A 14683-nucleotide genomic window follows, 5' to 3' on the forward strand; every position below is an offset into this window, starting at 1 on the left:
ACAACCAGATTCCGCAGCGCTCAGTTCAATCGCCCAGGCGCCGGTCGAGATTGATGGCCGCGCTGATCAGCGCGAGGTGAGTGAACGCCTGCGGCATGTTGCCCAGTTGTTCGCCGGTGAGTCCGACCTGCTCGGCATAGAGTCCGAGGTGATTGGCGTGGGTGAACATCTTCTCCAGCGCCAGCCGGGCGTCGGCCAGGCGGCCGACGCGGGTAAGCGCTTCGACATACCAGAACGAGCACAGGGAGAACGTCCCCTCGGCGCCGTCGAGCCCGTCGTGCCCGCCGTCGGTGTCGTACCGGAACACCAGGGAGTCGCTCACCAGTTCTTCCTCGATCCGCTCGAGCGTGCGGAGGAACCGATCATCGGTGGGCGACAACAACTTCACTGCGGGGATGAGCAACAGCGCGGCGTCGAGCCGATCGGAGTCGAGCGTCTGGACGAAGGCCCCCACGTCGTCGTTCCAGCCCCGCTCCATGATCTGCAGGAAGATGTCGTCACGGGCTCGCATCCAACCAGCGACGTCGCCCGGTAGACCGCGCTGACGACTCATTCGGATCATCCGCTCGAGGGCCACCCACGACATCACTCGCGAGTAGACGTAGTCCTGCGGCTTGCTCCGCACCTCCCAGATGCTCTGGTCCGGACGATCCCAGTTGTCGACAAGCCATCCCGCCACCGTGCACAGATGCGTCCAGGACCCGTAGGAGATCCCCGGTCCGTACTTGTTGTACAGGTACACCGAGTCGATGAGCTCGCCGTAGATGTCCAGCTGGAGCTGGTCGGCGGCGGCGTTTCCGACCAACACCGGCGAGGTCCGCCGGTAACCCTCCCAGTGGTCGAGTTCGGTCTCCTTCGGCGGCGGATCCCCGTCGACGGTGTACATCAACCGCAGCGGTCCCAGATCCCCCGCTTCGTCGGCGCCATCGTCGAACCGGCAGGTCAGCCAGTCCATGAAGGCGCCCGCCTCGTCGGTGAAACCCAGCCGCAGTAGCGCGTAGAGCGTGAAGGCGGCATCGCGGATCCACACGTAGCGGTAATCCCAGTTCCGTTCGCCGCCGATCTCTTCGGGAAGCGCGGCGGTCACCGCGGACACCACCGCCCCCGACGGTTCGTGCGTGAGCAGTTTGAGCGTGAGCGCAGACCGGTGCACCATCTCCCGCCATCGGCCCGTGTAGGAGGAGCGCGAGACCCAGTCCTGCCAGAATGCGACCGTCGCGGCGACGACCGCGGGAGAACTGTCGTGGTCGAGCACTTCCGACCCGATAGGGTCGGGGGCGAGGACGAACGTCACGCACTGACCGGTCTCGACGGTGAAGTGGGCCTGTGCATCCCGGTCGTCGACGGTGTCGACATCGACCGTCGACGCGAGATGCAACTCCAGATCGTCGGTCTCGAAACGGAGTCGGCGTTCGTCCTCGACGACGACGGTGTGCGCCTGGCGCCCGTAATCGAACCGCGGCGCAACCGTCACGCGGAACTCCACGGAGCCGCGCACGCAGGAGACCCGACGGATGATCCGCGTGCGATGGTCGGGATCGTGCGGGCGCGCGATCGGCATGAGGTCCTGGACCTCGGCGACGCCGTCCTCGCTCAGGAAGCGGGTGACGAGCACGTTGGAGTCGGGGAGGTAGAACTGCCGCGTGGTGACCTCTCCGTCGATGGGTTCCACGGTCCAGGCACCGCCGCGGCGGGCGTCGAGCAACGAACCGAACACACTCGGCGAGTCGAACCGCGGACAACAGAACCAGTCGATCCGCCCGTCGACTCCCACGACGGCCGCGGTACGCAGGTCCCCGATGACACCGTGGTCGGCGATCGGCAGATAGTCACCGGTGGCGTCGGCCGTCGTCGCGCCGTCGCATCGAGCCGTCGCAGCCGCGTCCTCGCCTGATTCGGAAGGGGTGCTCATGCCGGCCATTCGGTGCCTGCCTCATCTCGGATGGGCGACCGGGTTCCCCAATACGCCGGTCTGAAACCCGCCGATACCGGACACTCGACAGCGATCGACCCTCGACGGAAGGACAACGGTGCCGACAAGCAGCGTGGACACGAGCATGACCGACGACGCCGCCAACGTCTTCGCCGACGCCAAGGCCTACGCCGACGAGCCGCGACTGCACGCCGCGATGGCCCACCTGCGGGCACACAATCCGGTACCGCGTGTCGACCACGGCCCCTACCGGCCGTTCTTCGCGATCACCAAGCACGCCGACATCATGGACATCGAGCGCGACAACAACCTGTGGCTGAGCGAACCGCGTCCGGTGTTGACCACCGCCGCCGCCGACGATGTGGCACGTGCTCAGCTGGAGTCCGGTGCCGGACTGCGCACCCTGATCCACATGGACGACCCGCACCACCGCAAGGTCCGCGCCATCGGCGCCGACTGGTTTCGTCCGAAAGCCCTGCGCGACCTACAGACCCGCGTCGATGAGCTCGCGAAGCGCTACGTCGACAAGATGCGCGACATCGGACCCGAGTGCGACTTCGTCGAGGAGATCGCGGTCGGCTTCCCGCTTTATGTGATCCTGTCGCTGTTGGGCCTCCCCGAGGAGGACTTCCCGCGGATGCACCAGCTCACACAGGAACTGTTCGGCGCCGACGACGTCGAATACCGGCGCGGCGCAACGCTCGAGGAGCGGATGACGACGCTGCTCGACTTCTTCGCGTACTTCAGCGAACTCACCGCATCACGACGCGCCCACCCCACAGACGACCTGGCGTCCGCCATCGCCAACGGCCTCATCGACGGCGAGCCCCTGTCCGACGTCGACACCGCGTCGTACTACGTGATCGTCGCCAGCGCCGGCCACGACACCACCAAGGACGCCATCTCCGGCGGCCTGCGGGCGCTCATCGAGAACCCCGGTGAACTCGAACGACTTCGACGCGAGCCCGAACTCGTGGGGACCGCGGTCGAGGAGATGATCCGGTGGACCACACCGGTCAAGGAGTTCATGCGCACCGCCGCCGAGGACACCTCGGTGCGCGGTGTGCCCATCGCCAAGGGCGAATCCGTCTATCTCGCCTACACGTCGGGCAATCGGGACGAGGACGTCTTCGACGACCCGTTCACCTTCGACGTCGGCCGGTTCCCCAACAAACATCTGTCGTTCGGTCACGGCGTCCACTTCTGCCTCGGTGCCGCCCTGGCCCGGATGGAGATGCGGAGCTTCTTCGCCGAACTGATCTCGCGACTCGACTCCATCGAACTGGCCGGGACACCAGAGCTGGCCGCGACGGTGTTCGTCGGCGGTCTCAAGCACCTGCCGATCAGGTATTCGCTGCGCTGATGAGCAGCGACCGGCCCGATCCGAGCATCGGAAGCGTTGTGCCGGAGCGTCATTCCGACAATCGACAGACCGGGGTCCCGATCGGCCGACGGCGCGCCCGGGTCGCGGCACCTCGCTTACCATCGGGGCTGCCTGACCACCATCCCCGAGGAGTAGTTGTGCACGAGCTCACCAAGGGCTCCAAGACCACCCTGAGCACGACCGCACACCTCGTCGAAGTTGCGAGCGCGTCACCCGGCGACGTCGACCTCATCGCCGTGCTCCTGACGGCCGGTGACAGGGTCCGCACGGACGACGACCTGATCTTCTTCAACAACCCGGCTTCCTCGGGCGTTCGGCTCCGCGGTTCGGATTCATGTGCGGTCGACCTGACGTCGGTGCCCGCCGACGTCGAGCGGGTCGTCGTCGCGGCGAGCACCGAGGCGCAGCACAAGACATTCGAACAGATCGGCTCGCTGACGGTGACCATCTCGGGTTCGGGCGCGTGGACCTTCGCGCCACCGGATCCCGGCGCCGAGACCGTCCTGCAGCTGGTGGCGTTCTACCGCCGGAACGGACAGTGGAAGCTCGACGCGATCGGACAGGGCTACAGCCAGGGGTTGGCGGCGTTCGCCACCGACTTCGGGATCAGCATCGACAACGCACCGGAACAACAGCCCGGGCTCGCCGGATCGCCCCCCGACGCCCCGGTGAACACCGCGCCGCAGCAGGTTCCGGAGTCGCCGCAGCAGGTTCTGGCGTCGCCGCCGGCCAACCTCTCCAAGGTCAAGGTCTCCATCACGAAGGACTCCCGCGACAAGACCGCGTCGATCGACCTGCGCAAAGGGTCGTCGGACTGGGTTCTCACCGTGGGCCTGGAGTGGGACGGACGGGGCGCGGAGTACGAGGCCGACGGTCGGGTGACGAAGTACGGCAAGGGCGACCTCGACGTCTACTTCTTCTGCCGCGACGAGGTCGCTCACCAGTACGTCGTCATCAGCGGCGAGAAGGGCCATCGCGGCGACCTGCGCAGTTGGCCGTTCATCGAGCACCACGGGGACAGCCGCGGTCCGGGACGAGGAAAGAAGCCCGCCGTCGAGCAGGTCACGGTTCTGCCGAAGGAGAACGGCGATCTACTGGTCAACGTGTATCAATCCGTCGACAACGGTGCCGGCGCGATCGACAAGTTCGGCAGGCCGCGGGTGGCGATCCGGTACGGACAGCCGGGCAGAGATGGTCTACCCGGGCCGGACAGCGACGAGATACTCATCCATGTCGGCAACGGCAAGAACTCGTTCTGGGCGACGGTCGCACACATCGACGTCCAGGACGGTGTGCTCAAGGTCGACGGCACGACGCGCTACAGCAAGTTCTTCTCCGAGCGGATGCCCACTCTCGACCGCACCGGGAAGTGGGTGCGCAGCGCCAAGGAGGCGCCGACCGGACGCAGCAAGAAGAACAGCGGGTCCGGTCTGGACCGCTACGACGGTGAACTCTGACCGTCGAGAGGACCGATTCGGTTTCGGCTGTTCACCTTTCGACGGTCAGATCGACCCGCTCGTCGTAGAAGCAGATGAGGTCCCGGACGGGCTCGGCGTCGGTGAGCGGATCGGTGTAGGTCCATGCCACATCAGGGATGACCTCGTCGCCGACGACGGCCGACCAGTAGGTCGCCTCGCCCTTGTATGCGCACACCGTGACGGTGTCCGACGGCACGAGCAGATCCATCCGGACGTCCTCGCGCGGCAGATAGTGTCGGGGCGGCAGATGGGTTTCGAGCAGCAGGGTCGGGCGTCGGCTGTCCGCCAGGACCGAACCTCCCACCGTCACCATCACATGTCTGCGGGTGTCGAGGCAGTCGATGCGCTGAAACGGATCGTGCGGATGACCGATCGCCGTCTGCTCCTCTTCGCGCCACTCGTCGAAGGCCGCCCAGTCCAGCAGGACGTGGCCGGCGAGATCGGCATCGTCCGGACGGAACGCGGCGCCGGCCAGAGTCCGTTCGCCTGCCACGAGGTCGCAGGTCGTACCGGGCGTCGTGTGCACGTCGAAGGGATCGACCGGTGTGAGGATCGGCCCGTGGTCGTCGGCGGCGTCGACTGTCTGTGCATCGCTCAGCGGCGCAACGACATCGGAGACGGGCACCGCATAGCATCCGACGACCCGGTAGGGCTCCCAGACCTGGATGGCCCTCGTCGAGTCGACGACGACTTCTCCGTCGACCAGCGCGCGCACCCGTCGCCGCATGTCCGCCCAGCGCAGTGATCCCAGCTGGGACATCGTGAACTCATCCATCGACGTGGCCATGTGACCGATGGTCCTCCGGTCACGCCGCGCGCGCCAGGCCAGATCGGGCTTTCCGCAGTTCGCCGGTGGTGCTCGGTCAACCGTTCGGTGGGTAGCGGAGATTCGTCCACCTCAGCTCCGTGGAAGGGCAATATGCCCTTCGGCCATCGTCAGCTGGACGAGAATCTCGGAGCCAACGCCCCCCGGTAGGGACCGACGTCATGGGCGGGGACAGACCGCGCACGATCGACGTGCCCGACCGTCCGTCGTGGGCGGACATCTGGTGACGACGCGGGAACCCGCCCCGCGCAGTGACCGCTTCGAGACTCCGCCGCACCGCTCGACGAGACCCCGTGGTGCGACGATGAGCAAATGACTAGCCCGTCGGACCTCGACCCCACCAGACCCGGCTCTGGCGACGACGAGTGGAATCGCGCCCAACGCGACGAGACCGAAACCCAACGGCTGGAACGCAACTGGAATTCGCTCCTCCAGGAGCTCCGCGTCGTGCAGACCGGAGTGCAGATCCTGACCGGGTTCCTCCTGACCCTTCCATTCCACGACGGCTTCGAAGAACTCGGCGGCTCATTGCGCGTGATCTACCTGATCACCGTGTCGTGCGCGGTCGGTGCGGCGATCCTGCTGGCCGCACCCGTGGCCCTGCACCGGGCGCTGTTCCGTCAACACCAGCTCGCGCTGATCGTCACCTACGCGCACTATCTGGCTTTCGCCGGCCTCACCCTGCTCGGCCTGGCGCTGTCCGGTGCGGTCACCGTCGTCTTCGGAGCGACCGCCGGACCGGTCCCGTCGGCGGTCGCGGGCATCATCACCCTCGTGACGTTCTCTCTCGCGTGGCTGATCGTGCCGCTGCGGCTTCGCGCGGTGACCGGCGCACGGGATGACTCCGTCGACGAACCCCGCCGTTGACAGCATTCCCCCGCCGGGGTACGCAGACGACGTGACCCTCGCACCGAGTTTCATCGAGAACCGCTACGACGAGGTGACCGTGCTCGCGTCATCGCATGGCGGTGCGTTTCCCTACGGCAACACGGTCGTGGTCCGCGGCTCCGCCGGGACCCTGGTGGTCGATCCCTCCCTCGAGGTCGACCACGACCCGGTGCAGCCCGACGCGGTGATGATCAGTCACGCACATGAGGACCACATCGCCGGCCTCCGGCACTTCTCCGCGGACAAGTTCGCCCATCACGCCGACGTCGACGGCGTGCGATCCCTGCAGGTCCTTCTCGACAACTACGGACTGACCGACGAGGAGAGGGCCGGCGTCGACGCCCAGATCGGCGACACCTTCCGGTTGACGTCCGGCTTCCCCGAGACCGCCGGGGTCGAGGACGGACACGCCTTCGAACTCGGCGGGGTCACCGCGACGGTCGTCCACCTGCCCGGGCACACCGCCGGGCATTCCGGCATCCTCGTCGAACCCACGGGCTTTCTCTATCTCGCCGACATCGACCTCACCTCGTTCGGACCGATGTACGGCGACCTGGGGAGCAGCGTCGACGACTACCTCGCGTCGATCGCGCGAGTGCGCGACATCGACGCCCGCTGGTACGGCACCTTCCACCAGAAGGGCGTGGTCACCGGCGCCCACGAATTCCGCTCCCGTCTCGCCGACTACGAGGCCGTCATCCATCGACGCGAAGAACGCCTGCTGGAGTTGCTGCGCCGCCCACTCACGGTCGAGGGGATCGCCACCGAGCGGCTTGTATATCGCCCGCATGTCCAGCTGCCCTTCGTCGACGCGGTGGAGAAACGGACAGCCGAACTCCACCTCGAACGGCTCCTGCGCCACGGCCAGGTCACGCGTTCCGAGGACGGCGTCTACCACCGCTCGTAGGGCGATCGTTCCGCTCCGCGACGTTTACCGAATGTCCGATTCGGACACCCTCGGTGTGTCAGCGACACAGCGAGAGTGAGGAGCGAGGAGTGCACACCGACACCACCCGCGCAGCCACCTGGGACTTCGGTCTGGACAGCGCCATCCCCGACCTCGGAGACCCCGGCGACGTCGAGATCACGTCGACGGATTTCAGCGACACGTACTACGACACCGAGGACCGGGACCTGCTCGCGCACGGCACCACGGTCGTCTACGTCGACGGGGACGACGGGGACGAGCGTCCGGCCGGCTGGCGGGTCGTCACCCCCTCCCCCGGTGAGGTCATCACCGAACGAATCGACGCCCCCTCGACGGCCGTTCCGCCGACGATCGCCGATGCCCTCTGGGGGCTGAGCGGCGGCAAACCGCTTCGCGTCGCGGCGATCGTCCACACGCACCGAACCCGCCACCGCCATCTCGACGCGAACGGTGAGACGGCTTACGAGGTGATCGACGACACCGTCTCCGCAACCGCCACCGGCCCGGTCGCCACCGCCACGTCCTGGCGCGAGGTCGCGGTGCGCTCCTCGTCGGATGCGGTGCCCAAGGGTGTACGCAAACGGATGGTCGGGGCCGGCGCGCGTCCGGCGTCGGCGTCGTCGACGTACGAGCGCGCCATCGGTCACGAGGCACCGCACCGAGCCGGCTCGGCGTCGCCGGCCGCTGCCGCCGCACTGGACTACGTCCACGAGCAGATCGCGACCATCTTCGCCGGCGATGTCGCGCTGCGTCGCGGTGAGAACCCGGTGCACGGCGTTCGCGTCGCCATCCGCCGTCTCCGGAGCACGCTGCGGACCGCGGCACCGCTGTTCGAGCCGAGCGACCTCGTGGGACTCGACGACGAACTGCGGTGGTTCGCAGGGGTTCTCGGCGAGGTGCGCGACCGGGAGGTCCTGCGCGCACGATTCGCCACTGCCCTCGCCGAACTGCCCGACGAGCTGGTGCTCGGACCGGTGGCGGCCCGGATCGAGGAGGAACTCTCCGCTCAGCAGCATCACCATCGAGAGAACGTCGCCGCCGAGATGACATCGGACCGGTATCGTCGGCTGCTGTCGACCCTCACGACCTGGAACGAGGCAGTCCCGCTCGTCGACGACCAGATCTCGAAGAAGCAGGTCCGTCAGATCGCCACCCGCGCGGCGCGCAAGGCGGACAAGCGGTTGAAGCAAGCCCTCGCCTCCGGGCACGAGGAAGATCTGCATCGGGCGCGCAAGGCGGCCAAGCGGGCCCGTTACGCCGGTGAGCTGGCCACGCCCGTCGTCGGGTCGATCGGTCGTGCGCAGGCCAAGCGCTACAAGAAGATCCAGACCGTCCTGGGGGAACACCAGGATGCCGCCGTTGCCGCCCGCGCCCTGCGGGAACTGGGCGCTGCCGCGGGAATCCGCAAGGGCGAGAACGGTTTCACCTACGGAATCCTGTATCAGCGCGAGCTCCATGCGGCCGCCGCGGCCCGCGACGCCGTTCTGTCCGGCAAGAAGTGATCGCCCGTTCAGTTCGACGTGTCGAGGATCGCGCGCCGTAACTCGGTGTGATCGTCGAAGAACGACGTCTCGGTCCCGTACCTGCGGAAGGTGTCGCTGCCCCGGCCGGTGATCACGACCACGTTGCGGTCACCGGCCATGGACGTGGCCGTCGAGAATGCGCTCCGCCGGTCGGGTTCCTAGATGACGACCGCCGACGCTTCCCGGTGCGCGCCGCGCAGCACACTGGCCCTGATCTCGCCGGGGTCCTCGTCCTCGGGGCTCTCGTCGGTGACGATCACGACGTCCGCGTAACGCGCCGCGACCTGTCCCAGTGGTTCTCGTTTCCCTGGATCGCGTCCGCCGGTTGCCCCGACCACGGCGATGAGCCGACCGTCCTCCGTCAACGACCACAGGTAGGGGAACATCGCGTGTTGTCCCGCCGTGTTGTGCATGTAGTCCACGATCGCGCGATACGGCTGTCCGGCATGCACGGGTTCGCACCGTCCGGCGATGCCGGTCACCGAGGAGACGCCCTCGGCCGCAGCGGCGAGGTCGACGCCGTCCGCCACCACGGCGGTGAGCGCCAGTAGAGCGTTGCCGACCTGGTGAGGCCCCAACACCTGCAGCCCGACCCGGGATCGCCCGTGTGGCGTGTGGACGGTGAACTCGGCGCCGAGACGCCCGGCCCGGATGTCGGTGGCGACGACGTCGGCGTCCGTGCGTCGAGTCGAGCACGTCCAGGTCTCCGTCGTGGTCCCGGCAGCCAGACGCACACCCCAGTGGTCGTCGATGTCGACCACTGCGATCTGCGTCCGCTCAGGCGTGAACATCGCGGCCTTGGTCGCGAAGTACCCCTCCATCGACTCGTGATAATCGAGGTGGTCGTCGGACAGGTTGGTGAACGCCATCACGCGGAATGCGGTGCCGTCGACCCTCCCTGATCGATCGCATGCAAGGAGACCTCCATCGCGCAGCAGGTGACGCCATGGCGCCGGAATGTCGCCAGGGTCCGCTGCAGCATGGGCGCCTCCGGCGTCGTGCGGGCGGGCACGACGTCGTACCCGGGGCCCCGGATCCGCGCACCGGAGATGAGCCCGCCCGCCTCCCCCGTCGCCGCGAGGGCGGCGTCTACGAAGTGGGTCGTGCTGGTCTTGCCGTTGGTGCCGGTGACACCGAAGATCCGCAGATCACGTGACGGTTCACCATGGAACCATGAGGTCAGCGGCCCCATGATGCGGCGAGGTCCGTCGACGACCAGAGAAGGCAGGACCGACGACGGGCGGTCGCTGATCACCAGGACGGCACCGGCCGCGGCCACGTCCCGCTCGAAGTCGAGTCCGTGCCAGCGGCGGCCCGGGATGGCCAGGTACGCATCCCCGGGACGGACCGTGCGGGAATCGTCGTCGATGTCGCGGACCACCGCCGACTCGGCTCTGGTGTCGCCCACGACGGAGGTGCCGAGATGTTCGGCGAGTTGCGCGACGGTCACGCCAGATCCCGGGTCGGGGTCCGCGTGGCGAACACGCCGCTTCGGGTCCATCGCCGCGACGTACCCGTGACGAGGGCGAATCCAAACCTCGACGTACGGTCCGGCCGGCCCCGACCACACAAGTCTCGGCAAACGGTCATAGCGCACGCCCTCATCGGCTGTTGTGACGCGCCTCACAATTTGTAGAACCCGCTGTGGCTCAACGTGTTCGAGTCGGCGCGCCGGGTTGATTCGCACCGGGGTGTTACATCTGCCCTCGTCGTGGCAACACTCGGGGTGTAGCCGATCCAACCCGTTCAAGAGGGGAGCAAGAACCGATGACCGTTTCCACCACCACCGTTCACCAGCAACTTCGCGCGATCCTCGCGTTGACGCATACCGAGATCCAGATCGCCGAGACCCGGCAGGCCCAGGCCCGAACCGATGCGATCCGCAAGGAACTGGCCCAGAACGCCGAGAACGCCCGCGAGCGCGCACTCACCATCGAGAACGCCCTGCGTGACCGTGGCGGACTCGTCGATGTCGTCCGGCCGGTACTCGGCCGTGTCGGTGCCGTCGCCAAGACGTTGGCCGAGCAGACTCAACCGCTCGACGAGGCCCTGCTCGACGACCTTGCACTAGAGCAGCGACTCGTGGCACGCGCCACGTATCTCAAGGCCCTGGCCACCGGCCAGGAGGACCAGGCACTCGTCGGCCTGGCCGACAAGCTCATCGATGCCCACACGGCGACCGTCCACTGGCTCACGACGGTCCTCGCCGAAGAGGCTCTCGGCGGCCCGGCCGCCCTGCGTCGCGGCCCGTCGCAGTGGGCGAGCGGCCTCGCCGCGCGCGCCTTGACCGCCCCGGCGCTCGGCGCATCGTGGGCGATCGACCGCACCGCCGAGTTCGCCCGCCAACTCCCCGACCCCGTGGAGACCCTGCGCAGCCGGTTCGGACGAGCAGTCGACGACGCGACCGAGACCGCCTCGCGAGCCGGTGACGCCGTCAGCAACGCCGGTGCCGCGGTCTCGAAGACTGTGGCCGCCGGCCGTGATGCCGCCCTCGAGGCAGTCGAGGACAGTGCCCGCGACAGCGGCGCCGAGGGTGCCGCCGACGCGCTCCACCAGCTCCGCGAGATCACCGGAACCGTTGAGGCGGAAGACCTCCCGATCGAGGGCTACGTCGACCTCAACGTCACCGACGCGGTGGCCGCGGTCAAGGAGTTGACCAAGCCGGCCGACCTGCGGGTCACCCTCGCCTACGAAGAGGCACACAAGAACCGCCAGCGCGTGGTCTCCGCGGTCGAGATCCGCTTCGCCGAGATCGCCAAGGACCTGGTCGGCATCGACAGCTGATCTGCCGAACCGACCGACCCCGACGGCCGCCATCGACCTGATGGCGGCCGTCGGCCTGTCGGAAGCATCTGCAGATGTCGCGAAACGTAGCGCCAGACGCAACGACACACGACAACTGGCGTCGGCCCCACCCACCTTTGCACGAATTTGGATCAGATCCAGAAAAACCGTGCGAAGTGGCGGTGACGCCCCTATGGTGGGGGACGTGGCATCGACATCGGACCATGCCCAGCAACTCCGGGCCGCAGATCTTCGTGTCACCCAGCCTCGGGTGACGGTGATGGCCGCCGTCGACAAGCACCCGCATGCCGACACGGACACCATCTATCATGCGGTACGCGAAACCCTGCCCACCGTCTCACGTCAGGCCGTCTACGATGTGCTGCACGCCCTGACCGAGCGCGGGCTCATCCGCCGCATCCAACCCTCGGGTTCGGTGTCGCGCTACGAGTTTCGCACCGGAGACAATCACCACCACGTCGTCTGCCGCGCCTGCGGTGTCATCGCCGACGTGGATTGTGCAATCGAGGAAGCCCCATGCCTGACCCCCTCGGAAGACCACGGTTTCGCACTCGACGAGGCCGAGGTCATCTTCTGGGGCCTGTGCCCCGATTGCCTCAGCAAGGCCCCGACCTGATCACCTCCCGTGATCGCAGCCTGTCAGTCCCCTCGAAAGGAATGTCGTGACCTCCGACAGCCGCCCGCCCAACTCCGACGCCGACACCGCAAGTGCCAGCGAGAGCGAGAATCCGGCGATCCCCTCGCCGAAGCCGAAAGCGCATGCGCCGCTGACCAACAAGGACTGGTGGCCCGAGCAGATCGACCTCTCGATCCTGCACGCCCATTCCTCGCTGTCCAACCCGCTCGGTGAGGACTTCGATTACGCAACGGAATTCGCGAAGCTCGACGTCGAGGCCCTGAAGGCCGACCTGGTCTCGCTGATGACCACGTCGCAGGACTGGTGGCCCGCCGATTACGGCCACTACGGCGGCCTGTTCATCCGCATGAGCTGGCACGCCGCCGGCACGTACCGCATCTTCGACGGCCGCGGCGGCGGCGGTCAGGGCGCTCAGCGGTTCGCCCCGCTGAACAGCTGGCCGGACAACGCCAACCTGGACAAGGCCCGTCGTCTGCTCTGGCCCATCAAGCAGAAGTACGGCACCAAGCTGTCCTGGGCCGACCTGCTGGTGTTCGCGGGTAACGTCGCACTGGAGTCCATGGGCTTCAAGACCTTCGGCTTCGGCTTCGGCCGCGAGGACATCTGGGAGCCCGAGGAGGTGTTCTGGGGCCCGGAGGACGCCTGGCTCGGCACCGACAAGCGCTACTCCGGCGAACGTGAGCTCGCCCAGCCCCTCGGCGCCACCACGATGGGTCTCATCTACGTCAATCCCGAAGGCCCCGAAGGCAAGCCGGACCCGATCGCCGCCGCCGAGGACATCCGCGAGACCTTCGGTCGCATGGCGATGAACGATGAGGAGACCGCGGCACTCATCATCGGCGGCCACAGCTTCGGCAAGACCCACGGCGCCGGCGACGCCGACCTGATCGGACCCGAGCCCGAGGGCGCCCCGATCGAACAGCAGGGCCTGGGCTGGAAGTCGGGCTACGGCAAGGGCAAGGCCGAGGACACGATCACCAGTGGTCTCGAGGTCGTCTGGACCTCCACCCCGACCCAGTGGGGCAACGGATTCCTCCAGAACCTCTACGGTTACGAATGGGAGCTCACCAAGAGCCCCGCGGGGGCCTGGCAGTACGTCGCGAAAGACGGTGCGGGAGCAGGCACGATCCCCGATCCGTTCGGCGGTCCCGGTCGCGCGCCCACCATGCTGGTGACCGACGTCGCCCTGCGCGAGTCCCCCATCTACGCCGACATCACCCGTCGGTGGCTCGACCATCCCGAGGAGCTCGCCGAGGCCTTCGCCAAGGCGTGGTACAAGCTGCTGCACCGCGACATGGGTCCGGTCAGCCGTTACCTCGGCCCGTGGGTTCCCGAGCCGCAGATCTGGCAGGACCCGGTGCCCGCGGTCGATCACGAACTGATCGACGCCGACGACATCACCTCTCTCAAGGGCACGTTGCTCGACGCGCTGTCCCCGACGCAGCTCATCAAGACGGCCTGGGCGTCGGCGGCCAGCTTCCGCAGCACCGACAAGCGGGGCGGTGCCAACGGCGCCCGCATCCGTCTCGAGCCGCAGAAGAACTGGGAGATCAACGAGCCCGGCGAGCTCGCCAAGGTGCTGCCGGTACTCGAGCAGGTCCAGAAGGACTTCAACGACTCGGCATCGGGCGGCAAGAAGGTCTCGCTCGCCGACATCATCATCCTCGGCGGTGCGGCGGCGATCGAGAAGGCCGCCGAGGCAGCCGGTTTCCCGGTCACCGTGCCGTTCACCCCCGGCCGTACGGACGCCTCGCAGGAGAGCACCGACGTCGACTCATTCGAGGTCCTCGAACCGCGCGCCGACGGGTTCCGCAACTTCAGCAAGGACGGCGAGAAGACTCCGCTGGAGTCGCTGCTCCTCGACCGTGCCTACATGCTGGACCTCACCGCGCCGGAGCTGACCGTCCTCGTCGGTGGTCTCCGCGTGCTCGACACCAATTACGGTGGCAGCAAGCACGGCGTGTTCACCGACCGGCCCGGCGTCCTGTCGACGGACTTCTTCCGCAACATCATCGACATGAACACCGAGTGGAAGAGCGGTTCCGACGAGAACGTCTACGAGGGAACCGACCGCGCCACCGGCGAGAAGAAGTGGACGGCAACGGCTGCCGACCTCGTGTTCGGCTCGCACTCGCAGCTGCGCGCGCTCTCCGAGGTCTACGCGCAGGACGACTCGGCGGAGCGTTTCGTCAACGACTTCGTCAAGGCGTGGGTGAAGGTCTCGAACAACGATCGATTCGATCTGGCCTGATCCGTCATCTCACGATCGAGAACACCCCGC

General features: G+C 67.4%; 10 protein-coding genes and 1 pseudogene. 8 read left to right on the plus strand and 3 right to left on the minus strand.

Features of this window, described 5'->3' with window-relative positions; genetic code table 11:
• Positions 1-25: 25 nt before the first annotated feature.
• Complete coding sequence (locus LEL84_RS11045; RefSeq protein WP_226514065.1) at positions 26-1921, minus strand: glycoside hydrolase family 15 protein; 1896 nt, start codon at positions 1919-1921, stop codon at positions 26-28.
• A 136-nt stretch (positions 1922-2057) separates the two neighbouring features.
• Here LEL84_RS11045 and LEL84_RS11050 point away from each other — a divergent pair, with 136 nt between their 5' ends.
• Complete coding sequence (locus tag LEL84_RS11050; RefSeq protein ID WP_226514066.1) at positions 2058-3296, plus strand: cytochrome P450; 1239 nt, start codon at positions 2058-2060, stop codon at positions 3294-3296.
• 158 nt (positions 3297-3454) lie between these two features.
• Entirely contained in the window at positions 3455-4774 is a 1320-nt protein-coding gene (locus LEL84_RS11055) for a TerD family protein (RefSeq protein ID WP_226514067.1), read from the plus strand.
• A gap of 31 nt (positions 4775-4805) precedes the next feature.
• Here LEL84_RS11055 and LEL84_RS11060 read toward each other — a convergent pair whose 3' ends face one another.
• Positions 4806-5582, minus strand: coding sequence for a DUF427 domain-containing protein (locus LEL84_RS11060; RefSeq protein ID WP_226514068.1), 777 nt, complete (start codon positions 5580-5582; stop codon positions 4806-4808).
• A 351-nt stretch (positions 5583-5933) separates the two neighbouring features.
• Between LEL84_RS11060 and LEL84_RS11065 the strand changes: the two genes are divergently transcribed.
• The 3 genes from LEL84_RS11065 to LEL84_RS11075 all read left to right on the plus strand — a co-directional run bounded on the left by LEL84_RS11065 (position 5934) and on the right by LEL84_RS11075 (position 8939).
• Positions 5934-6488: a DUF6328 family protein gene (locus tag LEL84_RS11065; protein WP_226514069.1), complete on the plus strand. Its 555-nt coding sequence runs from the start codon at positions 5934-5936 to the stop codon at positions 6486-6488.
• A gap of 31 nt (positions 6489-6519) precedes the next feature.
• Complete coding sequence (locus LEL84_RS11070) at positions 6520-7416, plus strand: MBL fold metallo-hydrolase (RefSeq protein WP_226514070.1); 897 nt, start codon at positions 6520-6522, stop codon at positions 7414-7416.
• An 89-nt stretch (positions 7417-7505) separates the two neighbouring features.
• Complete coding sequence (locus LEL84_RS11075; RefSeq protein WP_226514071.1) at positions 7506-8939, plus strand: CHAD domain-containing protein; 1434 nt, start codon at positions 7506-7508, stop codon at positions 8937-8939.
• An 8-nt stretch (positions 8940-8947) separates the two neighbouring features.
• Here the strand turns inward: LEL84_RS11075 and LEL84_RS24920 are convergent.
• A pseudogene (locus LEL84_RS24920) lies at positions 8948-10461 on the minus strand (Mur ligase family protein).
• Positions 10462-10727: 266 nt separating this feature from the next.
• On the opposite strand from LEL84_RS24920, the gene LEL84_RS11090 reads away from it, so the two are divergent.
• From LEL84_RS11090 to katG, 3 genes are all read left to right on the plus strand, one after another.
• Positions 10728-11744, plus strand: coding sequence for a ferritin-like domain-containing protein (locus LEL84_RS11090; RefSeq protein WP_226514072.1), 1017 nt, complete (start codon positions 10728-10730; stop codon positions 11742-11744).
• Between the two features lie 193 nt (positions 11745-11937).
• Positions 11938-12381, plus strand: a complete 444-nt coding sequence (locus LEL84_RS11095) for a Fur family transcriptional regulator (protein ID WP_226514292.1) — start codon at positions 11938-11940, stop codon at positions 12379-12381.
• A gap of 46 nt (positions 12382-12427) precedes the next feature.
• The gene (katG, locus tag LEL84_RS11100) at positions 12428-14653 is read left to right on the plus strand and encodes a catalase/peroxidase HPI (RefSeq protein ID WP_226514073.1); all 2226 of its coding nucleotides are present in this window, start codon (positions 12428-12430) and stop codon (positions 14651-14653) included.
• Positions 14654-14683: the final 30 nt, after the last annotated feature.

It is taken from the genome of Gordonia sp. WA4-43 (assembly GCF_020520305.1).
GTDB classification, from domain to species: domain Bacteria; phylum Actinomycetota; class Actinomycetes; order Mycobacteriales; family Mycobacteriaceae; genus Gordonia; species Gordonia hongkongensis.

Coding starts and splice junctions, on each gene's coding strand:
- LEL84_RS11045 (WP_226514065.1), bottom strand. CDS start 1,921: ATGGCCGGCATGAGCACCCCTTCCGAATCAGGCGAGGACGCGGCTGCG.
- LEL84_RS11050 (WP_226514066.1), top strand. CDS start 2,058: ATGACCGACGACGCCGCCAACGTCTTCGCCGACGCCAAGGCCTACGCC.
- LEL84_RS11060 (WP_226514068.1), bottom strand. CDS start 5,582: ATGGCCACGTCGATGGATGAGTTCACGATGTCCCAGCTGGGATCACTG.
- LEL84_RS11065 (WP_226514069.1), top strand. CDS start 5,934: ATGACTAGCCCGTCGGACCTCGACCCCACCAGACCCGGCTCTGGCGAC.
- LEL84_RS11090 (WP_226514072.1), top strand. CDS start 10,728: ATGACCGTTTCCACCACCACCGTTCACCAGCAACTTCGCGCGATCCTC.
- LEL84_RS11095 (WP_226514292.1), top strand. CDS start 11,938: ATGGTGGGGGACGTGGCATCGACATCGGACCATGCCCAGCAACTCCGG.